22 protein-coding genes are annotated in these 25,517 nt (G+C 63.5%); 6 read left to right on the plus strand and 16 right to left on the minus strand.

The genetic code is table 11. The features are described from left to right. Positions 1-15 precede the first annotated feature (15 nt). The 6 genes from B0G83_RS18355 to B0G83_RS18380 are packed head-to-tail and all read right to left on the minus strand — an operon-like array spanning position 16 to position 6,321. Positions 16-1,941: a response regulator gene (locus B0G83_RS18355; protein WP_105508790.1), complete on the minus strand. Its 1,926-nt coding sequence runs from the start codon at positions 1,939-1,941 to the stop codon at positions 16-18. Continuing rightward, positions 1,938-3,416, minus strand: a complete 1,479-nt coding sequence (locus tag B0G83_RS18360) for a sensor histidine kinase (protein ID WP_105508791.1) — start codon at positions 3,414-3,416, stop codon at positions 1,938-1,940. The genes B0G83_RS18355 and B0G83_RS18360 overlap by 4 nt, the downstream gene beginning before the upstream one ends. Further along, positions 3,416-4,534, minus strand: a complete 1,119-nt coding sequence (locus B0G83_RS18365) for an ATP-binding protein (RefSeq protein ID WP_105508792.1) — start codon at positions 4,532-4,534, stop codon at positions 3,416-3,418. Before B0G83_RS18365 ends, B0G83_RS18360 begins: the two co-directional genes overlap by 1 nt. Next, entirely contained in the window at positions 4,519-4,953 is a 435-nt protein-coding gene (locus B0G83_RS18370) for an anti-sigma regulatory factor (RefSeq protein ID WP_105508793.1), read from the minus strand. The genes B0G83_RS18365 and B0G83_RS18370 overlap by 16 nt, the downstream gene beginning before the upstream one ends. 44 nt (positions 4,954-4,997) lie before the next feature. Then, on the minus strand, positions 4,998-5,357 hold the full coding sequence (locus B0G83_RS18375) for an STAS domain-containing protein (protein ID WP_105508794.1): 360 nt from the start codon (positions 5,355-5,357) through the stop codon (positions 4,998-5,000). 46 nt (positions 5,358-5,403) lie between these two features. Continuing rightward, positions 5,404-6,321, minus strand: a complete 918-nt coding sequence (locus tag B0G83_RS18380; RefSeq protein WP_105508795.1) for an STAS domain-containing protein — start codon at positions 6,319-6,321, stop codon at positions 5,404-5,406. Between the two features lie 527 nt (positions 6,322-6,848). On the opposite strand from B0G83_RS18380, the gene B0G83_RS18385 reads away from it, so the two are divergent. Next, a complete protein-coding gene (locus B0G83_RS18385; protein WP_105508796.1) occupies positions 6,849-7,256 on the plus strand; it encodes a hypothetical protein in 408 nt (135 codons plus the stop codon). A gap of 145 nt (positions 7,257-7,401) precedes the next feature. Here B0G83_RS18385 and B0G83_RS18390 read toward each other — a convergent pair whose 3' ends face one another. After that, positions 7,402-9,078, minus strand: coding sequence for a tannase/feruloyl esterase family alpha/beta hydrolase (locus tag B0G83_RS18390; RefSeq protein WP_105508797.1), 1,677 nt, complete (start codon positions 9,076-9,078; stop codon positions 7,402-7,404). After that, a complete protein-coding gene (locus B0G83_RS18395) occupies positions 9,075-10,208 on the minus strand; it encodes an OpgC domain-containing protein (RefSeq protein ID WP_105508798.1) in 1,134 nt (377 codons plus the stop codon). The genes B0G83_RS18390 and B0G83_RS18395 overlap by 4 nt, the downstream gene beginning before the upstream one ends. Positions 10,209-10,610: 402 nt before the next feature. Here B0G83_RS18395 and B0G83_RS18400 point away from each other — a divergent pair, with 402 nt between their 5' ends. The 3 genes from B0G83_RS18400 to B0G83_RS18410 all read left to right on the plus strand — a co-directional run bounded on the left by B0G83_RS18400 (position 10,611) and on the right by B0G83_RS18410 (position 13,176). After that, positions 10,611-11,828, plus strand: a complete 1,218-nt coding sequence (locus B0G83_RS18400; protein ID WP_105508799.1) for an acyltransferase — start codon at positions 10,611-10,613, stop codon at positions 11,826-11,828. A 189-nt stretch (positions 11,829-12,017) separates the two neighbouring features. Further along, the gene (locus B0G83_RS18405; RefSeq protein WP_105508800.1) at positions 12,018-12,812 is read left to right on the plus strand and encodes a sulfite exporter TauE/SafE family protein; all 795 of its coding nucleotides are present in this window, start codon (positions 12,018-12,020) and stop codon (positions 12,810-12,812) included. Between the two features lie 106 nt (positions 12,813-12,918). Next, complete coding sequence (locus tag B0G83_RS18410) at positions 12,919-13,176, plus strand: hypothetical protein (RefSeq protein WP_374954920.1); 258 nt, start codon at positions 12,919-12,921, stop codon at positions 13,174-13,176. A 26-nt stretch (positions 13,177-13,202) separates the two neighbouring features. Here B0G83_RS18410 and B0G83_RS18415 read toward each other — a convergent pair whose 3' ends face one another. Continuing rightward, on the minus strand, positions 13,203-15,107 hold the full coding sequence (locus B0G83_RS18415; protein WP_105508801.1) for an AAA family ATPase: 1,905 nt from the start codon (positions 15,105-15,107) through the stop codon (positions 13,203-13,205). A gap of 577 nt (positions 15,108-15,684) precedes the next feature. Continuing rightward, positions 15,685-15,969: a hypothetical protein gene (locus B0G83_RS18420; protein WP_105508802.1), complete on the minus strand. Its 285-nt coding sequence runs from the start codon at positions 15,967-15,969 to the stop codon at positions 15,685-15,687. Positions 15,970-16,260: 291 nt separating this feature from the next. On the opposite strand from B0G83_RS18420, the gene B0G83_RS18425 reads away from it, so the two are divergent. After that, complete coding sequence (locus B0G83_RS18425) at positions 16,261-17,295, plus strand: helix-turn-helix domain-containing protein (RefSeq protein WP_105508803.1); 1,035 nt, start codon at positions 16,261-16,263, stop codon at positions 17,293-17,295. Between the two features lie 14 nt (positions 17,296-17,309). Here the strand turns inward: B0G83_RS18425 and B0G83_RS18430 are convergent, their stop codons facing one another. Then, entirely contained in the window at positions 17,310-18,620 is a 1,311-nt protein-coding gene (locus B0G83_RS18430; protein ID WP_105508804.1) for an MFS transporter, read from the minus strand. A 331-nt stretch (positions 18,621-18,951) separates the two neighbouring features. On the opposite strand from B0G83_RS18430, the gene B0G83_RS18435 reads away from it, so the two are divergent. Beyond that, positions 18,952-19,569 (plus strand): ATP-binding cassette domain-containing protein, encoded by a 618-nt coding sequence (locus tag B0G83_RS18435; RefSeq protein WP_105508805.1) that lies wholly within the window; start codon positions 18,952-18,954, stop codon positions 19,567-19,569. Between the two features lie 66 nt (positions 19,570-19,635). On the opposite strand, the gene B0G83_RS18440 is transcribed toward B0G83_RS18435, so the two are convergent. The 5 genes from B0G83_RS18440 to B0G83_RS18460 all read right to left on the minus strand — a co-directional run bounded on the left by B0G83_RS18440 (position 19,636) and on the right by B0G83_RS18460 (position 25,459). Then, on the minus strand, positions 19,636-20,679 hold the full coding sequence (locus tag B0G83_RS18440; RefSeq protein ID WP_105508806.1) for a fimbrial protein: 1,044 nt from the start codon (positions 20,677-20,679) through the stop codon (positions 19,636-19,638). Next, complete coding sequence (locus tag B0G83_RS18445; RefSeq protein ID WP_105508807.1) at positions 20,676-23,321, minus strand: fimbria/pilus outer membrane usher protein; 2,646 nt, start codon at positions 23,319-23,321, stop codon at positions 20,676-20,678. The genes B0G83_RS18440 and B0G83_RS18445 overlap by 4 nt, the downstream gene beginning before the upstream one ends. 3 nt (positions 23,322-23,324) lie before the next feature. Then, a complete protein-coding gene (locus B0G83_RS18450; protein WP_258167944.1) occupies positions 23,325-24,083 on the minus strand; it encodes a molecular chaperone in 759 nt (252 codons plus the stop codon). A gap of 118 nt (positions 24,084-24,201) precedes the next feature. Continuing rightward, the gene (locus B0G83_RS18455) at positions 24,202-24,747 is read right to left on the minus strand and encodes a fimbrial protein (RefSeq protein WP_105508809.1); all 546 of its coding nucleotides are present in this window, start codon (positions 24,745-24,747) and stop codon (positions 24,202-24,204) included. A gap of 304 nt (positions 24,748-25,051) precedes the next feature. After that, positions 25,052-25,459 carry a universal stress protein gene (locus B0G83_RS18460; RefSeq protein WP_374954921.1) on the minus strand — a complete coding sequence of 136 codons (408 nt, stop codon included), beginning with the start codon at positions 25,457-25,459 and terminating at the stop codon, positions 25,052-25,054. Positions 25,460-25,517: the final 58 nt, after the last annotated feature.

Raw genomic sequence — 25,517 nt, forward strand, 5'->3', positions numbered from 1 at the left:
GCCACGGCGCGGCGTCTACGCCTCGCGCCGTCCGTTGGGGAAACGGGCGGTAATCACCTGCTGGATTTCCTCGGACGACACGGGCTTGACCAGATGGTGATCGAAGCCGGCGTCGCGCGAACGCTCGCGGTCGGTGGCCTGGCCGTATCCGGTGACGGCGATCAGCAAGGCCGTGGCGGTGGCCGGGTTCGCCCGCATTGCCCGCGCGAGCTGGAAGCCGTCCATGCCGGGCAGGCCCAGATCGAGCAGCACGATTTCAGGCTCGAACTGCGCGGCAATCTCGATCGCACTCGTCGCTTCGTGCGCCACGCGCACCTCGTAGCCGTCCGATTCGAGCACCAGCGACATGGCCAGCGCCGCGTCGACGCTATCGTCCACCAGCAGCAAACGCAGCGCCGGACCGGCCTCTCGCGGCGTGCTCGACAAAGGCGCGGCGATCGGCTGGTCGGGGCGCGCGAGCCGGGTCAGCGGCAGACGCACGACGAACTCGCTGCCCTGTCCCACCCCCGCTGAAAAAGCCTCGATCTGGCCGCCGTGCAACTCGACCAGCGTGCGAGCCAGCGGCAAGCCGACCCCGAGTCCGCCGTCGGAGCGTTCCAGCGAACTCTGCGATTGCACGAACAGGTCGAAGATATGCGGAATGGTGTCGACCGCCATGCCGACGCCGTTGTCGCGCACGCTGATCCGCACGTCGTCCTGCAACTCGCGAACCTCGATCAGAATCTCGCCGCCTTGCGGGGTGTACTTCGCCGCGTTGGAGAGAATGTTGCCGAGCACCTGGGCGAGGCGCACACCATCGCCGACAATGAACAGCGGTTCGCTGGGCAGATCGGTTCTGAGCGTATGGCCTTTGCGGGTGAGCGACGGTTGCACGGTCTCGATCGCCGCCTCGAGCGCGGCGGCGAGTTCGACGATTTCCTGGCGCAGCGTGATCTTGCCCTGCGTGATACGCGCCACGTCGAGCAAATCGTCGACCAGGCGGCTCAGATGCTTGACCTGACGACCGATCACCGCGCGCATCGTGTCGAAATGCTGCGGCGAGGGCGAACGGCTCGGATCGAGCAATTCGATCGCGTTGCGAATCGGCGCCAACGGGTTGCGCAGTTCGTGCGCGAGCATGGCGAGAAATTCGTCCTTGCGGCGATCGGCATCGCGCAACACGCGGTCGTTGGCCTTGCGCTCCGAGATGTCGTTGACGATGCCGGCCAACCGGTAAATCCGCTCGCCCGAATCGCGCACCGGAAAACCGCGCTCCGCCACCCAACGGGTCTCGCCATCCGGCCGCACGATCCGGTACTCGATCTCGTACGGCACGCCGGTGGCGAGCGCGCGGTAAGCGGCTTCGACCTGCGCCTGATCCTCGGCATGAATATGGCCCGCCCAGTGGCGCGCGTCGGGTGTCGGCTCGTGCGCCGCGTCGCCCCACAGGCGGCCATAGGCCGGACTCACGTACAGCAAACGCGCGGTGGCCGGGTCGAGCATCCAGAACACGTCGTCGATGTTTTCCGCCATCTGGCGAAAGCGCTCTTCGCTTTCGCGCAATGCGCCTTCCGCGCGGCGCACCCGCAACAGCGCGCGCACCTGCGCGATCAGTTCGGCCGGCTCGATCGGTTCGATCAGATAGCTGTCCGCGCCACCGTCGAGACCGCGCACTTTATCCATGCTCCGCACCGCGGCGGCCGAGGTCTGCAACACGAGAACACTGGCCGTGTCCGGCGACGCCTTGATGCGCCGGCACACTTCGAAACCATTGATGTCGGGCAGCTTGACGTCGAGCAGCACGAGGTCGGGCTGGGCGATGCGCGTCTGCTCGATCGCGTCCGTGCCGTTGCCGGCTTCGATCACCACAAAACCGGCACGCGCCAGGATGCGCGTTTTCGCGTAACGCGCGCCCTCGTTGTCGTCGACGTTCAGAATGAGGCTTGCACTCGAGTCGGTCATGAGAAATCGTGTCCGTGTGGTCTGGCGTTCATGTCGCTCGTGTAGGGCGGCCCGCTCGTGTTGTCTGCATCCACCGGCGCGGTTGCGGCCTGCGGTGCTGCCGGGAGAGAGGGAAGATAAGCCGGAATCGTCGCCGTGAACGTGGAGCCTTTGCCCAATTCACTCTCCAGCCCAACCGTGCCGCCCAGCAGCTTGCACAGCTTGTCGCAGAGCGGCAACCCCAGCCCGGTGCCTTTCACCTGGGTTTGCAACGGATTCTCCACCTGCTCGAATTCTTCGAAGACACTTTGCTGATGCCGGGGCGCGATGCCGATGCCGGTATCGCTCACCGAGAAGATCAGGCGGCGCTCGGCGTCGTCGTAGCGCGCGTGGACGCGCACTTCACCCTGTTCGGTAAACTTTAATGCATTGGATATGAAGTTGCGCAGAATCTGCGAAACCTTGCCTTCGTCGGTGTAGACGGGCGGGATGTCGTAGCACGGGTCGAACAGCAGATCGACGCCGCTCGCCGGCAACAAGGGGCGCAGCATGCCGCGCAACGCCGAAAACAGATTGGCAACCTCGAATTCGGCGGGCCGCAATTCGATCTTGCCCGCCTCGATCTTGGCGATGTCGAGGAGGTCGTCGACGGTTTCCGACAACTCCTCCGCGGCCTTGCGGATAAAGCGTACCTGTTTGACCTGTTCCTCGGTCAGCTCGCCGTCCACCCGGTCCATCAGCAGTTTGGACAGCGCCCGGATCGAATACAGCGGCGAACGAAACTCATGGCTCATGTTCGACAGGAAACGCGATTTCGCTTCGTCGGCACGGCGCAAATGGACGGCGCGTTCGTCCAGTTCGGCGTACAGCGCCACGACGCCGCGATTGGTGTCCTCGAGCTCGCGCGTGAGCCGCACGAGTTCCTCCTGCCGCTCCTGCAGGTCGCCGAGCGCGTCCACCAGTTCGCGGTTCTGCCGTTGCACTTCGTCGAACGGGGCCTGCGCGCTCGCTGGCGTGGCGGCAAGCGCGGCGGCTGCAGCAGCCGCTGCAGCGCTTGCGACCCGCGCCGCCTGCTCGGGCAGATGCCTGGTCAGGGTGACGACGGCGTCGCCCGCCGCATTGTCGAACGTGCAGACGTCCATCAACCGCTGGGCGGCGAGTACCCCTAATGCATCGACGGTGGCGGCCGGTTCTTGTGCGGCAAGGTCGCCGGCGGCGCCTGGCGCGCGCCCGATGAACCGTTCCAGTCCCGTTGCGGGCGCAACGAAACGGATCAGCAGGCTGTGCGATCGCCCGGCGGTGTCGAACAGAAACTCGACGCGTCCCGCGCGCGTGGCAGCCAGCATGGCGCGCGCGACTTCGAGCACGGACGTCGCGATCCGCGTCTGGTCCTGTACCGCGAAACCGAGCGCCTCACTGAGTCCGCGCGCGCTGCGCCGCGCAGCGACCACCGCAAGTTCGCTATCGACCTTAGCGATATGGAGCGGCTCGATCATCACGAGTGCTCGCTGTGCCGGGCGCGTGCGACGACCACGGTGATGTCGTCGCGGCCGCGCGCGAAGTCGCGATAGAGCACCGCCGCGATCAGCGCGGAATGACGCAGCGCAAGGCCGGGATACGGGCTCAGATCCCAGCGCGTGGCCAGACCGTCGGAGTGCAGGATCAGCAACGCGCCGTCCGGCCAGTCGACCTGGAACACCTGTGCCTTGTGCATCTGATGACCGACAATGCCCGCGTGCGACACCAGATGGCGATGACTTTGCGGCGTCCAGACGCTCGCGGCAATATTGCCGATGCCGCAAAAGCGTGCCGTGGCGGGTGCGTCATGCAGCGTGCCGCCGGCGGCAATCCGCGCGACGCCGAGCGCCGCGCCGCGCGTGGCGCGCAACGCGTCGTGCGAGGCCTCGACGATTTGCTCGAGGCTCGACGCTCCGAGCTGGGCGAAGGTATCGGTAGCGGCAATCGCCGCGGCATTCGCTAACTCACCGTGGCCGAGTCCGTCGGCGATCATCACGGTGAATTCGCCGTCCGCGTAGCCGCATGACCACGCATCGCCGCACACCCACTCGCCCTGCAGCGGCAGATTGATCGCGCCGTATTCGATCGCCGACTCGCCGGCGGCGCCGGTGTCCGGCGCGGCCGTGGAACCCGCGGCCGAAGCGCCGACGTCCGCCCACACCACCGCGCGCAAAATCGTGCCGCGAGCCGGTGCGCTCCAGATGTCGAGCTGATCGGCGAGCCGCCGGATCGCACCCATGCCGTTGCCCGGACTGCCGGCCGTCGTATAGCCGTCGACGAAACAGGCGTGCAGATCGTGAATACCCGGGCCGTTATCGATAGCCAGCAATTCGACGCCATAGCGCGACGGCAAGCCCGAGCCGGGCGGCACGACTTCGCTGAGCGCGCGCACCAGCAATTCGCCGCGCTGCGCGTGCTTGAGCTGATTGGTGGCGCATTCGGTCACGATGATCGCCAGCCTGCCGACAATCGTTTCGCTACAGCCGACGGCTTGCGCGAGGTCGCCGATGCCGCGCCGCGCGAACGACACCTGGCTCGGATCGCTAATTTCGAAGCGCTGCTGGGTAGCGCTAGACCGGTTTAGAACGGCTTCCATTTGGTAATCGAAATGTGAGTACCTTCGCCTGGCGACGAGCGGATCTCGAACTCGTCGCACAGCCTTTTCGCCCCACCGAGACCGAGACCCAGTCCATTGCCGCTGGTATAGCCGTCGGTCAATGCCTTCTGGATGTCCGCGATACCCGGCCCGTGGTCGATGAATTCGAGTCGCAGGCCGCTGCGGCTGTTCTGTTGAAGCTGATAAAAGTGTACGTCACCGCCGCCGCCGTACGTGAGGGTATTGCGAGCGAGTTCGCTCGCCGCGGTGACGAATTTCGTCTGATCGATGAGCGACATGCCGAGCGCCACCGCTTTCTCGCGCACCAGACGACGCAGCCTGACGATCTGCTCGTCCGAGCGGATCGGCAGGACCTCGTCGGGCGCCTGAGCGCCTGGCTGCAAGGAAGGGCTGGTCATGGAGGATAGCGGCACGGTATCGGGAGGCCCGCCGGCAAACGCGTTCAAAACGTGTCCGACCCGGTCAGCAACGCCATGCCCTTCTCGACGTTCAGCGCGGTGCGCACGCCGGGCAGCGCGAGGCCGAGTTCGACCAGCGTGATCGCAACGGACGGCTGCATGCCGACCACCACGGTTTGCGCGTCGAGCACGCGCGCCATCGCGGCGGTGTCGCCAATCATCCGGCCGATGAACGAGTCCACCACGTCGAGCGACGAAATATCGATCAGCACGCCTTTCGCGCGATCTTTCACGATGCGGCTGGTCAGGTCGTCCTGCAACGCCATGGCCAGACGGTCGTGCATGTCTACCTGAATCGTGACGAGCAGAAACTTGCCCATCCGCAAAATCGGAATGCGTTCCATCGCCGGGTCCGGTTGGTGTGCGCGAAGGTGGGTGCGATAGCCGGCGTCAAACGCCGCTGAACGGGTTGACCGGCGCAGCCCCGGACGCGCCGGCGCCGTCGGTACGCGGCGCGCCGACCTGCAACGACTTGCCCATACGCTGCAACGCGACCACGAATGCGTCGGCAAGGGTGGCCTTGGTGATCACGTTCGACAGATTGACGCCCAGATGAACGATGGTCTGCGCGATCTGCGGACGAATGCCGCTGATGATGCAGTCCGCACCCATGAGCCGTGCGGCGGCCACGGTCTTGAGCAGATGCTGGGCGACGAGCGTGTCGACGGTCGGCACACCGGTGATGTCGATAATCGCGATTGCCGCGCCCGTTTCGACGATCTTCTGCAGCAGGCTTTCCATCACCACCTGGGTGCGCGCCGAATCCAGCGTGCCGATCAGCGGCAACGCGAGAATACCTTCCCACAGTTGCACGACCGGCGTGGACAGTTCGAGCAGTTCCTGCTGCTGACGCACGATCACCTGTTCGCGGCTCGTCTGGTAGACCTCGGTGGTGTACAGCCCGAGTGCATCCAGCAAGGTGCTGACGGTCCAAATGAGTTCCGCCAGCCTGGCGGGTTCGTTCAGCAGCTCCACGCGCAGGCGCGAAAACAGCGGCTCTTTCAACGAGAACACGAACATGGCGGTTTCGACCGGCGTGAAGCCTTGCCGCGCGCGTTGGGCCGAGACTTCGGCGAGGAAACCGCGGACCTCGTCCCACCCTGGCGTGTTGAAGTCGACGCGGTCGGAAGCGCTCAGCGCGGCGCAGGTGAGCGCGACGAACTGCACGAACTGATTGCGCAGTTGCGCTTCGGCGACACCGCCGCGACGTGACGCGATGGCGTATTGCTGCGCGATCCACTCGCCCAGCAACTCGCTTTGCCGATCGTTGAAGAGTTGGGCGAGACGCGTTCCGCCAAGCGTTTCCATACGATATCCCTAGTCGTTTTCAGCGGACGGCGCGACGGGCCGACCCGTGTATTTTCTGGCGATGGTCACTGATGCTGCCGATAGGCGAAATGGACTCTAGCATGTGTCCGAGCGCCTTAACAGTGCCGCTACGGGCATTCACCGGCACCGTCTACTCGATGTGCGAGTGACCCTCTTCAGGCGCTTGATCTGAATCGGATTCTTTTACTTCAGCCAAACCGAAACCCAGGAAAACAAGGTAACTATTGCCTTTTTCCGAACCTCGCGACGACACCTGTCGAGCATTGCCTGGTGGAATTGTCGCGCCAGGAAGCAAACGTTTGCCGGCTAACGATCGCGTCCTTCACGAGTTGCCCGATCGGTCGTCATTGCTCGGGATACCTACCTTTGCGCTCACTCCTGCGGGCGTCGCCGGGAACGCCTCATGCGCTGTGTTCGATGTCTTCAAGGCACACCGCTTGCGCGAGATTCAACATGCGAGCGACATCGCTCGCGTGACATCAATCCGACTGTGATGGAGGTTGACCATGAAACACATGACCAAGGCGATTTTCGCATCGGCGCTCGTGATGGCGCTTTCGGGTGGGGTTTACGCACAAGCCGGCGGCGGCGGCGCGGGTGCGGGAGCCGGCGGCGGCAACGGCGGCGGTAGCGGCATCGGCGCCGGTGGCGGCACGACCGGTGGCGCGGGCGGCACGGCGACACCCGGCGTCGGTCCGAATTCGATGAAAAACCCAGGCAGTTCGGGCTACGGCTCACCGGGTGTAACCGGCACCGGTGGCGGCATGGGCACTGGCACGGGTGCAACGCCGAATAGTGCGCCGATGAACGGTTCGAACGGCAGCATGAACAATGGGGCGAATATGAATAACGGAACCCAGAACGGCATTCGTGGCAACGGCGTCAATGGTGGAACGATGCAGAACGGTCAGTAATTCGCGTCTGGGATTCGCGTTTCCGATTTGATCCACGAAGCGGGGCGGCGGCGTTCATTAAGGGCGCTGCCGCCCTGCTCGCGTGCGGTCATTGCAAGCGCTCTACAAATCGTTGTAAATGCAAGCACCACTAGCCGGCGTCGACTCACGGTTCCACGCAGACGAAACTGCTGGCCAGATTGATACTCCCCTTGCCCATATATCGCGGAAACAGCGGATAGCGGCACAACGGCCGCGAGCGTCCATTGGTGGCCGGCGCAATATCGGTCGCGGTCAGGGTCTCGGGCGCCACGCCGCGCGTCACCCAGGCGTCGAGTGCGCCCAGCAGATCCACCGACGGAATGAACACGCCGCTGCCGTGCTGAAAACCCGGCACCATGTAAAGCCGCATGAAACTGTTCACCTGGTCGTTGCCGAAGCGCTCGTTCAGCGCCTCGTAGTACGCGATGGTCTGGTTCGGGCTGATGACTTCGTCGGCAAGACCTTGCAGCGTGATGAGCTTGCCGCCATGCGCCATGTAGCGCGACAGGTCGGGGTTCATCGAGCCGATGGTCTGTGACAACGCAACCAGTTGCGCGCGATATTTTCCCGGATGCTGCGGATCGAATCTGAGCGAGTCGAACTCCGCGTCATGAGCGACGAAGTAGCGGATATAGCCGTCGCCCTGGGCGAACAGATAGCCGCTGGCGAAGAACGTCGGCACCGGCAGGCGCTCCGGTTGATGCGCGAGGCCCAGCATGCCCGTCAGATGCGTGCCCTGGAAAAGGTTGTAACCGCGATAACCGTCGACGCCCCACGCCAGCTTGTACGGCAGCGAGAGACCGTCGCGCATTACCAGCAAGGTGGCGAGTTGCGGGTCGGTCAGACATTCGTCATGCGCGGGCGTGTGCCCCGCGCAGCGCAACGACGCGATGATGTCCGCTTCATGCTCGCGGCACGCGGCGACGTCGCTGACAATGCCGTCCGCCGCGCCGTCGAGTTTGTCGCAAACCGCCAGCGTGCGTTGATAGACATGCTCCAGCAGCAACGGCGGAATAAAGCCGCCAGGCGTCGCATACTCGGCCTGGCCGAGTTTCACGCCGAGCAGCCGCACGCCGGAAAAATTGAGCGCGGGCGAATTGGCGATCACGCCGTCGTAGTCGTCCGGATAGCGCTGCATCACCGTGTAGCCTTCGCGCCCGCCGGTCGAGCCGCCGGCAAAGTACATACGCTGCGGGGGCCGGCCATACGCGCGTGCAATCAAGGCGAGTGCCGCGTCGTGGGTTTTCTTCAGGTGCGCGTAGCCGAAGTTCGTTACCGCCTCGTCGACCAGACCGAACACCGCGAGCGACGAATCGCCCACATGCCCCGAGTCGTCGCCGAAGGTCGCATAGCCTTGCGCGAGCGGTGCGCGGTCCGGTGAAAACGGCATCACGCCAGTGCCGCTTACCACTACCCCGTTATAACCGCCGCCGCCAATCTGCAACGCGCGACCGTTCCAGCGGCGCGGCAAATTCAGATCGAAACGGATATCGGGCGTGCTGGCTTTGAGCGCCTTAATGCGGCCGGTAATACGGCAATATTCGCCACCTTGCTGATTACCGGGCGCGGTGGCGCCCACCATATTCGCGCTTTCGATCAGCGCGCCGGCCGTCGGCAACGCGATCAGTTCGGGCGGCAGCACCGCGCCGGCGAGTTCGGCGCAACGCATGGCGAGCGGCGCTTCCTTGGGCGCGGCGAGCGCCGGCGCAGCGCTCAGCCAGAACGCGACAGCGCCGACAGAAACCGCGGCGACCACACGCCGCTCTCGTGTTCGACGCACCCGGCGCTGCCACGCCATCATCCGCAGCCCGCGCCATTCGCGGCCGCGCGCGGCGGCTGGCGCTTCCAGCCCTGCCAGCCGCGTGCAATCATCAGCAGCGCGCCGATCGCGACCAGATCGCCGCCGAGCCCGATCAGCACGCCGCGAAAACCATGGAACATGTGCGGCGTGGCTGTATCGACGATCAGCGACACGAGCGTGCCCGCGACGAAACACACGAGCCCCGTGCGGCCGACCGTCACCACGGCAGGCAGCCGCTGCGCGAGCCACGCAATGCTTCCCATGCGCACGAACTGCGCGGCGAGCCAGGCGATAACGACGAAATTGATCACGCGGTCAGGAGAGAGGTTCTGTTTCAGTGCGCCGGGCAACGGTTGCGTCAGCACGAATAGTTTAACCACAGCGAATGTCAGCGCCGCGATCACGGCGATCCAGGTCAACGAGCGCGCCGTGCGGCTGGTGTGAAACCGCTCACTGATCGGCTGCACCCGGCACAGAATACCCAGCACGAACATGAGTTGCCAGGCAAACGGATTAAAGGCCCAGTCGGCCATGTCGTCAATGCTGAAAAACGCGGCCAGCGGCCGCGCCAACGCCCAGATCGCCACGCTCAAGGCGAGTGCCAGCCACCACGAGCGGCGCGCGAGCGGCACCGCGAACGGCACGCAGAGCGCGAAAATCACGTACATGGGCAGCACGCTCGACAGATACGGCTGGCGCCGCAGCACTGCGATATCGAATGCCGTATGCAGCGGCTGTGCCGAGAACGGCGTCCAGCCGGTCAGGTCGACCATCGGCGGATTGAGATGCAACAGCGCGAGTATGGCGCCGGACACCAGCGTCAACACGGCCGTCAGTAGATAGGCACGGTAGATCTCCCAGCAGCGTTTCACGAAGCGCAGCTTCGCCGCGCTCTCGCCGCGGCCGGCGAGCACCGCCGTATACGCCGCCGCCGATGCATAGCCGCCGAGAAACACGAACACTTCGGCGGAGTCGCACAGCGCGTAGGCATGCAACATCAGATGCGACAGCGTGCTGCCGGGAATGTGATCCAGCACGATCACGATCAGCACGACGCCGCGAAAGAAGTCCACTTCGATCGAACGTCCCGCGGGCGGACTGCCTTCGGAGAGTCCGTGACGGTTTTCCATTCGGCTTCTCTCAGGATGACACGCGCAAGCGGCGCGTAATGACAGACGGCCGGGCGCCGCTGTTGTTCGTAGGAACCCCATGACAATAAAACGTTCCCACTCATGTCGTGCGCCAAACTCCCGCGCGCTGACAAGCCGCCTTTAATTGCATCGCTCGACGCGGCGATCTGAAATGCCACTGTCGGCGTGCGGTAATCCGGAGTCGTCGGCAATTCAATTCGCGGCAAGTTTTGCGGCTTTACACGGGGCCTGCAAAACCAATCGGTAATCCTCGCGAAAAATAAATCGTTGAATCGGCCGTGCGATTTTTTTCGGTTTTTTTCATCGTACGATGGATTACCTTCCGTTACCGCCCAGTCCGGCTGCGCAGCGCGCGCCGCCCTCGCTCAGGAAGACAATCACATGAACAACCGGATTGCCGGCTTCGACGGACTGCGAGCAATTGCAGTCCTGATGGTATTTTTTCAGCACCGCCTATTCGGCGACGCCGGCGAGATCGGTCATCTCGGCGTATGGATTTTTTTCGCGCTCAGCGGCTTTCTCATCATCGGCATTCTGTCGGCGCAGCGCACGCGGATCGAAACTGCCGGCGCCCGCTTCGGCGCCGAGCTCAAGCGCTTTCTGTTTCGCCGGACGCTGCGTATCTTTCCGATCTACTACCTGATGCTCGTCGTGATGTGCGTGTTGATGGCGTTCGGCATGGCGAGTCCGGAACTCGCGAGCGGCATGCCGTATCACTTCGCTTATCTGTCGAATCTCTGGATCGGCTCGGTGCTGCATTTCTGGCCGGGACGTTACTCGCATTTGTGGAGTCTCGCGATCGAAGAGCAGTTCTATCTGGTATTCGCGCCGCTGTTATTGCTGCTGGCCGCGCGCCGGCATCGCGCGGTGTGCTGGGTGATCGTCGCGGCCGGTCTCGTCGCGTTGCTGGCCATGCGTGCGGCGCATTGGCCAGAAATCACCATTTACACGCACCCGTTGACCAATTTCTGGCTGCTGGCCCTGGGTGGAATCGGCGGCTTGACGATTGCGCGGAAGCAGGACGCATTGCGTGCCTGGCTCGGGCATGGCGCGACGTTGTTCGGCTTGAGTCTTGCGCTAGTCGGCCTGTGCGCGAGCGAGCCGGTGTGGAGTCAGTTGCACAACGCACTTTCATTCACCGCGATCAGCGCGTTGTACGGCGTTTGTATCGCGGCGCTGGTGTGTTCGGTGGCGTGCTGCCGCAATGCCGTGGTGATCGGTCTGCTTGAAACCGGCTGGCTGGCGGGGCTCGGGCGCATCAGCTACGGCTTTTATCTCTATCACAACCTGATCCCCGACCTGACTCGCAACCGTCACGCCGTCGCGCTATTCGGTGGCACCGTGCCGTTGTGGGCGCATGTAATGGGTATCGTGGCGTCGTTTGCGATTTCGCTCGTCATGGCGATGTTGTCGTGGCGCTTGATTGAAGCGCCGATTCTTCGGTTGAAGACGCGGAGTGAAGCGAAGCCGATCGAAGCGGACATGGCTTCGGTTTCGCCGCGAACACCTACCGCTTTGGCCACCCGTCGCGAGCGGGCTCGAATTGTCGAACCACGCGATCAAAGCCGCGACACCAACACCGCTTCAGACGCCGTTTGATGCCAGCACAGCTTACGTTTCACTTTCAAGCAGTGCGACTCATGGCGCGGTATCATGCGGCCTCACTGAACGGCTGCTTCCTCTCTTGCGCGATCCGCGGGCATCGAACCGGCCGACCGATAACAACACGCCACTGCCCGCGCGACATCCTCTGATCGTTCGCACGCGGCCGGCTCGCGGACCTCAACGATGTTCCATTTCAATTTCGCCGACGGCGTGCTCGGCCCGAGCCTGCAGGCGCTCGATGTCTACGCGTTGCTGGGTATTGTCGTCGCGCTGTTGCTGGGCGGCATGGTCAAGGGCGTGGTCAGCATCGGCGTGCCGCTGGTCGCCATGCCGATTCTCAGCCACTTCCTGCCCATCAAAAGCGCCGTGCTGCTGCTGTCGATGCCGATCATTCTCGGCAATATCCCGCAGGCGCTGGAAGGCGGCAATCTGCTGCCCACCGTGCGGCGCATCGCGGCGCCGCTGGTCGGCACGGTGATCGGCAATATCGTCGGCGTGAGCCTGTTGATTTCGCTGGCGCCGCATCGCGCGCAAGCGGCTGCGGGCGCTTTTCTGATGATTGCCGCGTTGCTACTGCTGGCAACGCCGCGTTTGACGCTGTCGCCGAAGTGGGCGAAGCCCGCCGGGTTCGTGCTGGGTTTCGGCGCCGCGTTGATGGAGAGCATTGCGTCGGTGCCGGGCCCCTTGCTGGCGATGTATCTGATCGCCACGGGCGCTACCGGTAAAGCGTTCACCAAGCAGATCGCGATCATTCTGGTGGTGTCGATCGTCACGCTGGTGCTCGCGTTGAGCGGCGGTGCGCATGCCAGTTGGACCGATCTGCTGATCTCGGCCTGCGCGAGCCTGCCGGTAATCGTCGGCATGCTGTTGGTGCGGCCGTTGCGCGACCGCTTGCCGCCCACGGCGTTCCGCGCGTTGGTGTTGGTGTTCGTGGTGGCGGCCGCCGCGCAGATGATCTGGAAATCCGGGGTTTTATAAGCTGTTTTTATATCCGGTTTCGGACCGCGCCGGCTGGTTAGACCAATGTGCCTGGTACACGCCTTGCTGATTGGTGAGTATTGCCCTTACCAGCAGGAGAGTTCTCGTGACCAACCTGACTCAGCTTCCGAATGAGCCCGACCACCGGGCCGATGAAGACCCCGGCAGCCCGCCGACGGACGTGTCCAAGCCCATCGGCGACGCCATTCCGACGCCCGTCGAGCCGGGGCTCGATCAGCCGCTGCCGCCAAAAGGAGAAGCGCCCCAGCCGGCTAGGGGCGATGATGACGACGACGGCAACCCGTTAGGCGAAACCGATACGCCTGCCGGCGTGCCGTCGCCGGGTCCGTCCGACTTCGCCTGAAAATTCGAAGCCGGATTCGAAGCCGGTTAAGCAGCGGCCGGTTCATGCACGATCTTCAGCGTGCTTTTATGTTCCCGGATCAGCCGGTAAACCGTCTCTCCGGGAACGGTTTCCTGCTCCAGCAATTCGTCGGCGATAGCACGCAGCACGGGTTCATACGCGTGCAACAGCCCAAAACACAATTCGTTCAGTTCCTTGAGCAGCACGTTCGCGTGTTCGATCGCGCTTTTCATTTGCAGGCCCGCGTACTGCGACGGCAACGCCGCGAGACTGAACAGATCGCCGTCACGGTTGAAGCCAAACTTCGACACCATGTCGAGACTGATGCGCGACGCCTCCTGCAAATCCGACGCGGCCCCGCTCGATGCTTCTGAAAAGGTCAGAATTTCAGCGTTGCGACCGCCGAGCAACACCTGGATTTCGTTGCGAATTTCGCTCTCGCGATATAGATGCTTATCTTGTGCCTTGGTAATCAACGCAACGCCCAATGCGCCGCCGCGCGGCAGAATCGTCACCTCTTCCAGCACACCGGTGCCGAGCAATGCCGCGACCAGGCCATGCCCCGCTTCATGCACCGCGATGCGCGTGCGTTCGTCTTCGCTCAATGCGCGCTCCGCGCCACTCACGTCGCCGATCCGGGCAATCTTGATCGCTTCCATGAAATGCTTCGACGCGATTTCGACGTCGCCGGCCTTGCGCGCGACGAGCCCGGCCTGGTTCACCACCATCGCGACCGTTGCCGGCGACAGACCGGTCGTGAGACGTGCGAGCTGGTCGTAGTCGATGTCGGTGGATTTCGATTTCAGCCGCTCTGCGTAGAAGCGGAAAATCTTCGCGCGGTCTTCACGATCGGGCAAACGAACCTGCACGGTGCGATCAAAGCGGCCAGGCCGACGCAACGCTTCGTCGAGATTGTCGGGGTGATTGGTGGCCGCGACGATGATGACGCCTTCGTTCGACGCGAAGCCGTCCATTTCCGCCAGCAGTTGATTGATGATGCGGTTGCTCTCCGCTTCGACCGGACCACCGCCGGTATCGGTGCGTTTGGCGAGACCGTCGGCTTCGTCGATGAAGATTACCGTGGGCGCATTCTTGCGTGCCAGTTCGAACAGATGCTTGACCTTCTGAATACCGACGCCGTAGTACTTCGCGCTGAAATAGCTGCCCGTGATCGAGATGAAGCTCGCGCCGCATTCGCCCGCCAGCGCCTGCGCGAGTCGCGTCTTGCCGACGCCCGGTCCGCCCACCATCAGAATTCCGCATGGCGCGCGTACGCCCATCGCGGTGAACTGCTTCGGATCGGACAGGTAGCCGCGAATGTCGGCGAGCGCCGCCTTCGCCTCGCCGGCGCCGATCACGTCGTCGAAGCGCAGTGCGGGCGCCCTGGTCAGCAGCGAAGCGCCGCCGCGCATTTCGCGGCGCATGAACCACACCATGCCGCCGATCAGCAGCAACGGCAGCAGCAGACTAATCGCATCGCGTACCTGATCGAATACCGGAATCCAGCTCGATGCCCCCGTGCGAATATCCGCGTCGGGCAGCCAGACGAGTTGATACGCGGCGGCCTGATTCGAGCTGGGTTCGCCGAGCAGCAGCGCGTGCGAGAAGGTCGCGTTGTGGTCGGTGACGAAATACCTGGTGCCGTCGCGCCTCGACACCAGAATCGCACTGGGACTCACGCCGACCGCCGCGACGTTGCCGTCGCGAACGTCGCGCAGCATTTGCGACGCGTCTTTCTCCTCGTGAGTCCATGCGGAAGGATCCTGCCGCATCTGCTTCGCGACGCCGGTCAGCGCCGGCACGGCCTGCGCGTTGCGCTGCTGGACATGCCACACACTGAACGCGAGCAATGCCACGATCAACGCCGCCCCGATCGCCATGGCGATTTTGCGTGCGCGTTTTTTCTCAAGCGAGTTCTTTCCCGGCTTCATGGGTCACTTCCAAAAACGGGCTCAGGCGAGCCCTGATACTGATCAAAATCGGGTGGGTAGAAGTTGGCGAGGGGAATCGATCGATACGACACCATGCATGAATGGAAGACAGGACAACCAATCATGCGTCCCTTATTGCGCTTCGAACACGAGTCAGTATGCCGTGCCGGCACGCGTTCAAAATCGGGGAAAAAGCCTGTTTCTACCGTCTATCCGGCATTTCAGGCGGCCGGATTTCAGGGAGCGAACGGCGCCTGAAAAGGCCTGGCGTGCTGCTCCGGCGCACAGTTTATCAGCGCTAAATTCAGTGCGTATTCTGGATACTTACTATTAGTCCGCGCCCTATTTAAAAGCGGTCGGAATTACTGCATGCGCCGATATTTTATTTATTGGGGCACGGTGCCGCCATTAGCGCATGATGCGGGTCGATGTGCGACGGGCCTCTTTGGGCCCGTTCGCATCATCGCCACTTTCTCTCAGGTTCCTCGACTTGGACTACCGATGCCCGCGAGCATCGTTTGGTCCCCTGCTACACAGCTACTGCCCCCGGTCTTTGCGACTCTTTTATTTTCGCGGCTCAGGCGGCCGAGCGATTTTGCCGGCCCACCTGAGCTTGCGTCACCAGCCGCGCCAGCAGCTTCGTAATGCGCTGCCGCTGGCTGTGAATCAACTCGTGGGTCTCTTCCAGCGCACGAATGCGCTTTGCCCAGTACTCATGGTCGAGCGTGTGTTGCGCGTCGGGCGCGTCCCCACGCGTCACAAACTCCACCACGTTCTCAAGATGCTGCAATTGGCTGTCCACCAAACTGGACGGACGCAGACCGCCGCGTTGCGCGGAGGATTGCCTGTTCGTGCCGCTCATCTTTCGTTCCCCGTGAAATGCCAGCCGGCAAAGCATGGACCTCGCGCCCATTGCGCCGCGTATGGCGGACGGCGCCTTTTTCACGCGCAGCTGCGGTTCCAGCACGGGGCAACGGTCGATGAATCTGCCGCGCCATCAGCGAAAACGATCTGCATCTAATCATGTGACGATACGGCAAGATTTTTGACACGCTTTACCATACGTCTCAGTTTTGGCCGACAGTGTGCAAAAATACGTGCTCGCCGCCGCCCTCACGCCGGAATGGCCTTTCCTGTTCGCAGTACGTTATTCATGAACCTGCGCTCCTTGCCCCCGCATCTGGCCGCCGCAGCAGCAGCCGATTCGCGCTCGTCGATTTCCACGAGCCGTTTCAGCACGCACGGGGTCGCCACGCCGAAGCAGGCGTTGGCGTGGCGCGAACGGGTGGGACATGTGGTCGACGCGCCGCCGTCGAAAGAACAGATTGACGGCGGATTTCGCGGTGAAATCGACTTGTATGCGGTCGGCGGCATGGTGTTTACCGACTGCCGCACCGATTCGATGCAACTGGAGCGCTCGGTGGCACGCGTCTCCACGGACAGACGGCGCGATTACGTGTTTCAACTGTTCGTGGAAGGCGCGGTCGGCCACGTCACGGGCATGCAGAAGAAACGCAGCGCCACGGGCTCGGTGCAAGGCATCGTCGCGTTCGACCTGAACCAGCCGTTTCGCGCCGACCGACCCGCGTCGCGGCTGCTGAGTCTGTTCGTGCCGGCTGCGATCGTGGACCAGGAACTGGACGGTCCGGCCATTCACGGCCGCATCGTCGAGCAGGGCTCGCCGCTGACCGGCCTCGTACTCGACCATATGACGGCGCTGGCCCGCGAAATACCCACGCTGGGCCCCGCCGACGCGATCGAGGCTTTGCAGGCCGGCGGCCAGTTGCTGGTGGCCGCGTTCGGCAAGCAGGCTCGCCTGACCGGCGCGAGCCGCGCCGCGCTGCAAACCGCGGTGATGGGCCAGGTGCGCCGCTACATTGAAAAGAACCTGCACCGAAGCGAGCTCACGCCTACCAGCGTGGTTCAGGCGCTGCAATTAAAACGCGCGACGATTTACCGCTGGTTCGAGCACGAAGGCGGGTTGGGCGCCTATATCCGCAACCGCCGGTTGCGCGAGGCGGCGGACGAACTAGTCCGTTTTCCGGGCCTTCAGGTTGCGGAAATCGCTTATGGGCTCGGTTTTCAGAGCGCGTCCGACTTTACCCGCGCGTTTCGCCGCGCCTTCGACATGAGTCCGCAGGACATGCGCCTGCGCGCGCTGGACCTGCAACTGCGCAACGCAGCCTAGCGTTCATTGGGCCATCAGGCCGACGGTTGCGACGGGCAGGCGCTGCACGCGCCGCGCGTCGCCGACTCGGGAAAGCCCTTCAACGCCGCCAGCGTAAGCAGCGTCGCGCCCATCAGATACCAGGCGGGCACCATCGGATCGCCAGTCCGGTTGATCAGCCACGTCACGATGAACGGCGAAAATCCGCCGAACATCACCACGCCGAAGCTGTAGATCACCGCCAACCCAGCCGCGCGCCGGTGAACCGGCAGCGCTTCCATCATCAGCACCGAACTCGGTCCGGCATTGTTCACGGCGAGCGCAACGTAAGCCGTGATGATTGCCAACGCAACCAGATCGGTCGCGCCATGGGTCAGTGCCCAGAACGCCGGCCACGCCAGAACGAGCGACGCTCCAAGCGACGCGTATTGCAGCGTCTTGCGGCTCGCGAGCCGATCGGCGGCGCGGGCAAAGAGCGGTGTCACCACCAGAATCACGAGGCCGGACAGGCACGCCGTCCACAGGCTGATCGCCGGCGGCCGTTGCAGTGTACGGACCAGGTAGGCCGGCATGTAAAACACCGTAAGATAAATGCCCACCGACGGCGCGGCCATCATCAGCAGGCCGCAGACCAGCGCACGCGGATGTTCGGCGAACATCCGCGCCGGCGAGAGCCGCGCGCGTTTCCGCGGCGCGGCCGCCGGCATGCGACGGCGCAGATACCAGCCGACCGGGCCGATCAGGCCGCCCAGCACGAACGGAATGCGCCAGCCCCAGGCGTGCATTTCCACGGGAGACAGCAACATCGTGGTGCTTGCGCCGACCAGCGCGGCGGCGAAGGCGGCCGCGCCCTGGCTCGCGCCGCGCCAACTCACCATGAAGCAGCGCTGCCGGTAAGCGGCCGATTCCATCAGCGAGGCCGACGCGGGACCGATTTCGCCGCCCGCCGCGAGCCCCTGCATGAGCCGCGCGAGAACCATCAGCACGGTCGCGGCCGGCCCGATCGACGCGTAGACGGGCAGGCACGCGATCAGCCACGTGCCAAGCGTCATTAGCGTGAGCGAGACCGTGAGGCCCGCCTTGCGGCCACGGCTGTCCGCGATATGGCCGATCATGAGCGCGCCGAGCGGACGCATCACGAAGCCCGCGCCGAAGGTGGCAAGCGAGAGCAATAACGACGACGCGGGGTTGTGAGACGGAAAGAACAGATTGCCGATTATCACGGCGGAGAAGCTATAAACGGTGAAGTCGTACGCAACGAAGCCGTTGCCGATCACGATGGCGGTGACGATGCGTCGGAGTTCGGCGCGGGTCGGCGGAGCCGTTTTGCCGGCAGCAATTTGCATGAAGTCGGGAGGACGGGGACGTCGGGAAAGTCAGGAAAGGAGAGAAAAGCACGACAAACTCTACTTGTTTAACGGCCTGACGTTACGGAACTTTACACGGCGAGCAGCGATTCGCGCGTGTCGCGCCGTGCCGGCAGGCGTTCGCATACCCATGCGTTCGTACCGTTCTCCCGCGCTGCTACACTTGCGCCACGCCGGTTGCGCCGATCTGGCGAAGCGACCGTGCGGACCGACACGACACATCGCGACACACCGCGACACGACACGAAAACCCGCCTCTGCATCGCACCGGCAACTGAAGCGCCCTTCTTCCCCGACTCCGTTTTAATCCATGCTCCGATTCGACAACCTCAGCAAGCGCTACGGCGAACGCGTCATTTTTCAGGGACTGCACTACGACAATCAGGCCGGTTGCGTTGCACTGAACGATGAATCCGGCAGCGGCAAATCCACGCTGCTCGGTGTGCTGTCCGGCACGATCGAAGCCGATTCAGGGAATGTCTGGATTGGGGGTCACGCATTGGTCAGCGCGCCGCTCGCCGCGCAAACCGCGCTGACGTATGTGCCGGAAGATTGCATGACATATCCGGATCAAACCGGCCGCGCGTATCTGCACGACGTCGCCGCGGCGAGAAACACCACCGTCGACACAGCCGCGCTGGATCTGGCGAACCGTTTCGGCCTGACGCCGCATCTCGACAAACGCTTCGAGCAGATGTCGTTCGGCACGCGCAAGAAGATTTTCCTCACGGCTTCCGTGCTGGGTGAAACCAGCGTGCTGATCGCCGATGAGCCGGTCGGCGGACTCGATGCCTCCGCGCGTGCGGTACTCGTGGAGTTGTTCACCATGCTGGGCAAAACTCGCACGGTGTTTTTCTCCAGCTACGACACGATCTTTACCGAGGCTTGCCAGACGGCCCGCATTCAGTTTTCCGACCTGGCGGTTTAAGCGCGGCTGGTATCCAACGGTGCATTCGGCGTATGCGGGCTGCTCGTCAGGCAACCGCGCACAGCGTCACTGATAACTCATCGTAAAGGTGGCCAGCCCCTTCACCGTGCCCGGCCCCACCGTCCCCGTCGAAATGTACTGCGCCGTCAGCGGAATCCGCGTGGTGCTCGCGGATGCACCCACCAGCCACTGGTTCGGATTGCCAGCCACCGCCGAGTCCGGTCCATAGCTTATCGCCGTACCCCCGCCGTTCAACACACGCAGCTGCACACCCGTCGCGGTCGATCCGCTCGCCAGCGTCAGATTGCTGCTGGTGTTGCCGGGATTGGTCGCATCGGTCAAGGTCACGTAGACGTTCGCGCCGGCCTGGCATGAGAGCCCGATACTGAGCGCGGTGTTGCCCACCGTCGTGCCGGTCGATGTGAACGCGCTGGCATTGACCGACGGCAAAGTCACACTGACCGAGGGCGTCGTGACCGTGCAGGTGGTCGCCACGATCGACGTGTTGTTCACCGAAATCGTCACCAGCGCCGCCGACGTCACGTTCAATGGAATGTTGTGACTCACCAGCGTGAACAGCTGCGGAATGTTGATCGCGCCGCCGCTCGTCACCTGGGCGGCCGTTTTGACCAGTTGATAAGTGAATGTGAAATTGCCCTGAAACGCCGCAGTCGTAGTGATCGGCGCGCCGAAGTCGCTCCATCCGCCGACGTTGAGCGTCGACAGCGTCCGGTTGCCGTAGGTCACGTCGATCACGCGAATACCGATTCCCGCCATACCGGTATTCCACACGCCCGCCACCGGGCTGCCCGTCAGTTGCGGGTAATACTGAATGTACCAACCGTTGTTGTACGGCGGCACCGTGCCCGGATTCGACGGACAGTTGACCGCAACCGTCGACGATTGCACCGGGCCGATCGCCGTGCCGACCGGCGTATCGCGCGGCACCGTCAGCGTGCCGAAACTGATCGCGGCCGAGCCGCTGATCGTGCATTGCAGCGCCGCCGCGTGAGCCGGCACACTGACGATCAACACCACGCATCCCGCGACGTAAAGCGTCAGCATGCCGAGAACGTTCTTCAGCAGCCCGAGTGACAGAAACCGGTTCATTGCGTATTCCCTCCTGCGGACGAAGCCGCTTTCGCCTCGTTCGCCACACCAGGCGTGGCCCCGCATACCGCGTCGATGTGCGCGTACGCGCCGCGGTCCTCGCCCTTCGGCGGCAAGTGATAGCCGAAGCCGCACTGCTCGTCGGCGGCGTCGCCCCACTTCACCGTGAGCGCGCCGTCGTCGGTCACGCCGCGCACGAAGATGCGGCTGTTCTGGCCGATCGCGCCCACGCTCGCGCCCTTCGCGTCGAACACCGTCGCGCCGAATGGCAACGGCGCGCCGTTCGGCAAGCGTGCCGAGATCACCGCCGCGCGACCGGTCACCGTGCCGAAGCGGATCATCACCACCGAGTTCGCGCGCGGCGCGACCTGCTGGCTGGTCGATTTGAATTCGACGTCGAGGGGAATTCCTTTCGGATCGATGTCGACCGTGTTCAGGCTGTACGGTGTCAGATACGGAATCACCGCATAACCGAAGTTGTCGATCCGCACGCCCGACGAGTTGGTGATCCGCGCGCCCTTCGCGTCCTTCGCTTCCACCACGCCGATCGTGTCGCCGAGATCGTTGGCGAACGTCACGCCGCCCGGATGCGCGACGATGGCGCCGGTCACGCCCGCCGACACCTGCGAGTAACCCGAGCCGCCGCTCGCGCTGGCGGCGAGCGTCGCATACGGGCTGCGATACTGGCCGTTCGCGCCACCCGTGCTCGCGCCCGGCGCATGATTCGCGGTCACGCCGTAGGTAAATTCGTTGTCCACGCCGGCCGAGCCGTTCAACATGGCCTGTTCCGACGACCCGCTCTGGTTGTTGTGCGTGAAGCTGGTCGACAGGGTCGGCGCATGCTGGCCCGTGCCGAGCGGAATCGACACGCTCGCGAAGATCTGATTGTTCATTTGCCCGGTCACGCCATCGCGTTGTCGGGACAGCGACACGTTGTAGCTGAAGTTAGTGCCGAGCGCGCGCAGCACGTTGTTGTAGCCGATCTGAAACTGCGTGGTCGTGCCGCCGCGATTCCAGTAATCGAGCGTCGAGCCCACCACGTAAGCATTACCCCAGCCGTTGCCGAAGCTCTGGTTCATGGTCAGTTGAATCTGGTTGCGCTGGCGATCCACCGCGCTCGGGTCCTGCCCGGCGGCGACCAGGCTGCGCGCGAGCATCGCGTCGCGCAACGCCCAGAAACCGCTCGACGAATAGCGATACGCCGCCACCGTGAAGTTCGTATTGGTGGCCGGCACCAGCTTGCTATAGCTGATGCGCACGCTCTGGCCCGTGGTATTCGTCGCGCCGCGAATCTCCGCGCGCGCTTCCGTTACGTCCACGGCAACCGCGCCCAACGGCGTGTTGACCGCCGCCCCCAGCAGGCCCGCGAGATAGCCGTCGGCGACGATCGTCCCCGCGTAGCCGGTAATGACGTTGTTGAAACCGTGCTGCACGGTGCCCTGCAGCAGGTTGTCGTGCGGGCCGATCTGCGCGTCGCGCAACTGCCCCACTGCCACGTTGAAACGCGTGATACCCGGCCGCAGCAACTGCGCAACCGACGCATACGGCACCGAAAAACTGTGCTGACTGCCGTCCGCTTCCGTGACCGTGACGAGCAGGTTGCCGCCGTAGCCGGTCGCGTACAGATCATTGATTTCGAACGGCCCCGGCGCGACCGTGGTTTCGTAGAGCTTGTTGCCGTTCTGCGTGACGCTCACGCGCGCATTGGTCATGGCCACGCCGCGAATCAGCGGCGCGTAGCCGCGCAGCGAATCGGGCAGCATGCGGTCGTCGCTCGCCAGCTCCACGCCGCGAATGCCGATGCTGTCGAACACGGCGCCGTCGGTGAAGGCATCGCCGATCGTCAACTGACTGCGAATCGACGGCAAATCGTGCTGCAGGTAGGTCGCGATGTTCTGATACGTGCGCGGTCCGTTCGATTGCCACGTCAGCGCCGAGTTCTGCCTGAAATGCCAGCTACCGATATTGACACCGCCGTTCAAGCCCAGATAAGTCTGCGTGTTCGCTGCCACCGAGCCCGAACCGGTCACGCGAAACGAATTCAGGTTGTAGCCGAGCGTGGCCGACGTCACCCCTTCGTCCCAGAACTCGGGGCTGACATAGCCTTGCGGATTGCGCAACAAGGCCGCTTGCGGAATGCTCAGATCGAGCCGCAAGTCCGACAGATCGAACGATTGCGAGGCGCCGTCGACCAACTCGGACACGTTCGCACATTGACCCGCCTGCGCTTTCGCGAGCTCACCGCGGCCCTTGTCGGACAGCGCCGAAAAGTCGAGACCGAGCCGTTCGATCAGCGGTTTGTCGAAACACGGCGCGGCGCTGGTAGCGCCTTCGCGTGCGACGAAGCGCAGCGTGTCGTGACCGACCCAATTGCCGTTCACGTAGAGGTCCACCGTGTACTCGCCGGGCGGCACCGGATTGCCGCGTTCGAAACGCGACACGTCGACGCTCTCGCCTTTGGGTTTCATCAGGAAATCGCCGTTGAACTGCACGTCGGCGAGCGTCGTGGTGTCGGCGAATGCCGGCGTCGCGTGCCATGCGGCGAGCGCGCCGAGCATTACGGCGTGGCTGCGTCTGAGCGCGAACCACGTTCCGGCGCGCGGTCGCAATTGCGCGCGCGGAGAAGGTTTCCGGGTGCGCATGATTTACTGGCCGCTCTGGTCGCGAAGACGCTTGCCGCCTACACCGGCGCCGTAGTCGTTGAGGAAGGTGTAGTCCACTTGCGTGGGCACCTCGGCGAGCGGCGCCACGCTGCCGACGTCGAAGTCCGCGCTCGCGCCCGGATCGACCATGCCGCCCTTCTCGCTCGTCCAGTTGCTTGCCCCTTCGCTGGCGACGATCTTGCTGAAGGTGACGTGATAAGGCGTCGGGTTGGTCGCTTCCAGCGCGTAGGCGCCGTTCTCCTTGCGGACGAATTTCCAGCGCACTTGCGCGGCCGCGTCGTCCGCATTGCCCGGCAATCCCGCCGGACGGAAGAAAAGTTTGATGCGCGAACGAAACGCCAATTGCAGCGAATTCGGCTGCTCCGCGGTTGCGGTACTGGCTGCGCGCGGCGGCACTTCCAGCACGTTGAGCCAGAACAGCGACTCCTTGTCTTGCGGCAATGGCTCCTGCGTGTAAATCAAACGCAAGCTCTGCCCTTTCTTCGGATCGAGACGGAACAGCGGCGGCGACAACGTGAACGGCACCTTCGATTCGTCCGGCAACGCATTCGGATTGCCCGTGTCGAGCCATACCTGAACCAGCGCCGGCGCGTCGCCCTCATTGCCGAGCTTCACCGTGACTTCACGTTCTTTCGCCTGATAGATCACCCGCGTGCCGCTGATTACCACGCCCGCCTGGACACTGCTTGCCAACCATGACAACGCGAAAACCGTCATCGCTTTTGATATTTTCTTTCGCATTGTCATTCCGCAATCCCGATCTGAAGCACGACTCTGGAGGCCAACTCGCGGCTCGCCTCGATCTCCTCGACAGCCGGCGTCCCAAGGACACCGGCTACCACCCCGTAGCGTTTTTTTCTTACTGATAGACGATCGAATACAGCACCGTGGTATTCACCGTGCCGGCGGTCGACGCGCCATTCGTCGCGACGTATTGCGCGAAATACTTCAGCGTTGCCGCACCGCTTGCCAGCGCAACGGCCTTCGAGTTCTGCGAAGCCTGTGCCGCGCCGAGCGTGATGACGCTGCTGTCACCGTTGAGCAGACCGATTTCGACGTTGGTCGCGGTGCCCGATGCGTTGATCAACTGGCCGGTCGTCGTGTCGACGGTCGCGCCCGGTTCGAAATAGGTCGACACGTTGCCCGAATTCGGCGTGCAGTTCGACAGCGCGATGTTGAACGGCGTGCGGCCCGCGGTCGTGCCGGCGGTGGCGAGTGCCGAGGTCGACACGGTCGGCAGCGTGACGGTGAAGTTCTTGCCGCCACCGTTACCGCTGATCGTGCAGGTCTGGCTGGTGATCTGACCGTTGAAGGTAATCGTGCCGTCAGCCGCGTGCGAAACGGCCGGCACGGCGGCAGCAGCAGCGATAGCCGCGGCGAAGACGCCTGAGCGCGTGATTTTCATGATGATTCCCGTTGATGATAAGTAATACGTGGTATTTGAAAGACTGCCTGTATGGCGGGTTCAGCGATGGCGTTGCGCTCAACCGACCGCGCCGGGGCTCATTATCAGGAGAACGATCAGCGGGGACAGTCAAGCAATGTCAAGCGAAGTGACAGAAGGTTGAAGCACTGTTAAAACGAGGGAATGTACGGAGATAAAAGCGACGCGCCTGCGGTTGCAGGGCAATAAAGCGGGGGGACGCTGCTGCGATTCGTTGAATGAAGGGTTAAACGAAGCGTTAAACGAAGCAGCGCCGACTACGTGATCAATGCACCATCGTCACCGGCGTGACCGTGCGGCGTGCCAGCGACGCGAGCGTGACCATTCTGCGGAAGAAGCTCATATGACTGGCGTCGATCACCATGACGTCGGGTTGCGTCAGCGCCGCGTAGTCGGCGATCGCTTGGGTGCGGTGACCGAATACTCGTTTCCAGTGATACGGCACGCCGGCTTCTTCGAGGATCGTGCGGACGTCGATTAATGCTTTCAGCATCGCGCGTTTTTCTTCCCGTACAAGCGAACTGCGCGAGTGAAACGCCGCGGCCCGTCCCTGATCGACGGGTTCGAGTACTTCCAGCAATTCGACCTCGGTGACGCCACGCTCCAGAAACAGGAACGCCGCATAACGTGCGGCTTCGACCGCACCGCCATTGTCGAGGACAGGAATCAACATTCGTATCATGGGGCACCCGTGGCCGCAACTCGATATATTTAGCTTATCCAATGCCGCG

It is taken from the genome of Paraburkholderia sp. BL21I4N1 (assembly GCF_002973525.1).
Lineage (GTDB): Bacteria > Pseudomonadota > Gammaproteobacteria > Burkholderiales > Burkholderiaceae > Paraburkholderia.

What these genes read in the sequence shown, in the direction of transcription:
- B0G83_RS18355 (WP_105508790.1), bottom strand. Translation starts at nt 1,941, where the DNA reads ATGACCGACTCGAGTGCAAGCCTCATTCTGAACGTCGACGACAACGAG.
- B0G83_RS18360 (WP_105508791.1), bottom strand. Translation starts at nt 3,416, where the DNA reads ATGATCGAGCCGCTCCATATCGCTAAGGTCGATAGCGAACTTGCGGTG.
- B0G83_RS18365 (WP_105508792.1), bottom strand. Translation starts at nt 4,534, where the DNA reads ATGGAAGCCGTTCTAAACCGGTCTAGCGCTACCCAGCAGCGCTTCGAA.
- B0G83_RS18370 (WP_105508793.1), bottom strand. Translation starts at nt 4,953, where the DNA reads ATGACCAGCCCTTCCTTGCAGCCAGGCGCTCAGGCGCCCGACGAGGTC.
- B0G83_RS18375 (WP_105508794.1), bottom strand. Translation starts at nt 5,357, where the DNA reads ATGGAACGCATTCCGATTTTGCGGATGGGCAAGTTTCTGCTCGTCACG.
- B0G83_RS18380 (WP_105508795.1), bottom strand. Translation starts at nt 6,321, where the DNA reads ATGGAAACGCTTGGCGGAACGCGTCTCGCCCAACTCTTCAACGATCGG.
- B0G83_RS18385 (WP_105508796.1), top strand. Translation starts at nt 6,849, where the DNA reads ATGAAACACATGACCAAGGCGATTTTCGCATCGGCGCTCGTGATGGCG.
- B0G83_RS18390 (WP_105508797.1), bottom strand. Translation starts at nt 9,078, where the DNA reads ATGATGGCGTGGCAGCGCCGGGTGCGTCGAACACGAGAGCGGCGTGTG.
- B0G83_RS18395 (WP_105508798.1), bottom strand. Translation starts at nt 10,208, where the DNA reads ATGGAAAACCGTCACGGACTCTCCGAAGGCAGTCCGCCCGCGGGACGT.
- B0G83_RS18400 (WP_105508799.1), top strand. Translation starts at nt 10,611, where the DNA reads ATGAACAACCGGATTGCCGGCTTCGACGGACTGCGAGCAATTGCAGTC.
- B0G83_RS18405 (WP_105508800.1), top strand. Translation starts at nt 12,018, where the DNA reads ATGTTCCATTTCAATTTCGCCGACGGCGTGCTCGGCCCGAGCCTGCAG.
- B0G83_RS18415 (WP_105508801.1), bottom strand. Translation starts at nt 15,107, where the DNA reads ATGAAGCCGGGAAAGAACTCGCTTGAGAAAAAACGCGCACGCAAAATC.
- B0G83_RS18420 (WP_105508802.1), bottom strand. Translation starts at nt 15,969, where the DNA reads ATGAGCGGCACGAACAGGCAATCCTCCGCGCAACGCGGCGGTCTGCGT.
- B0G83_RS18425 (WP_105508803.1), top strand. Translation starts at nt 16,261, where the DNA reads ATGAACCTGCGCTCCTTGCCCCCGCATCTGGCCGCCGCAGCAGCAGCC.
- B0G83_RS18430 (WP_105508804.1), bottom strand. Translation starts at nt 18,620, where the DNA reads ATGCAAATTGCTGCCGGCAAAACGGCTCCGCCGACCCGCGCCGAACTC.
- B0G83_RS18435 (WP_105508805.1), top strand. Translation starts at nt 18,952, where the DNA reads ATGCTCCGATTCGACAACCTCAGCAAGCGCTACGGCGAACGCGTCATT.
- B0G83_RS18440 (WP_105508806.1), bottom strand. Translation starts at nt 20,679, where the DNA reads ATGAACCGGTTTCTGTCACTCGGGCTGCTGAAGAACGTTCTCGGCATG.
- B0G83_RS18445 (WP_105508807.1), bottom strand. Translation starts at nt 23,321, where the DNA reads ATGCGCACCCGGAAACCTTCTCCGCGCGCGCAATTGCGACCGCGCGCC.
- B0G83_RS18450 (WP_258167944.1), bottom strand. Translation starts at nt 24,083, where the DNA reads ATGCGAAAGAAAATATCAAAAGCGATGACGGTTTTCGCGTTGTCATGG.
- B0G83_RS18455 (WP_105508809.1), bottom strand. Translation starts at nt 24,747, where the DNA reads ATGAAAATCACGCGCTCAGGCGTCTTCGCCGCGGCTATCGCTGCTGCT.
- B0G83_RS18460 (WP_374954921.1), bottom strand. Translation starts at nt 25,459, where the DNA reads ATGTTGATTCCTGTCCTCGACAATGGCGGTGCGGTCGAAGCCGCACGT.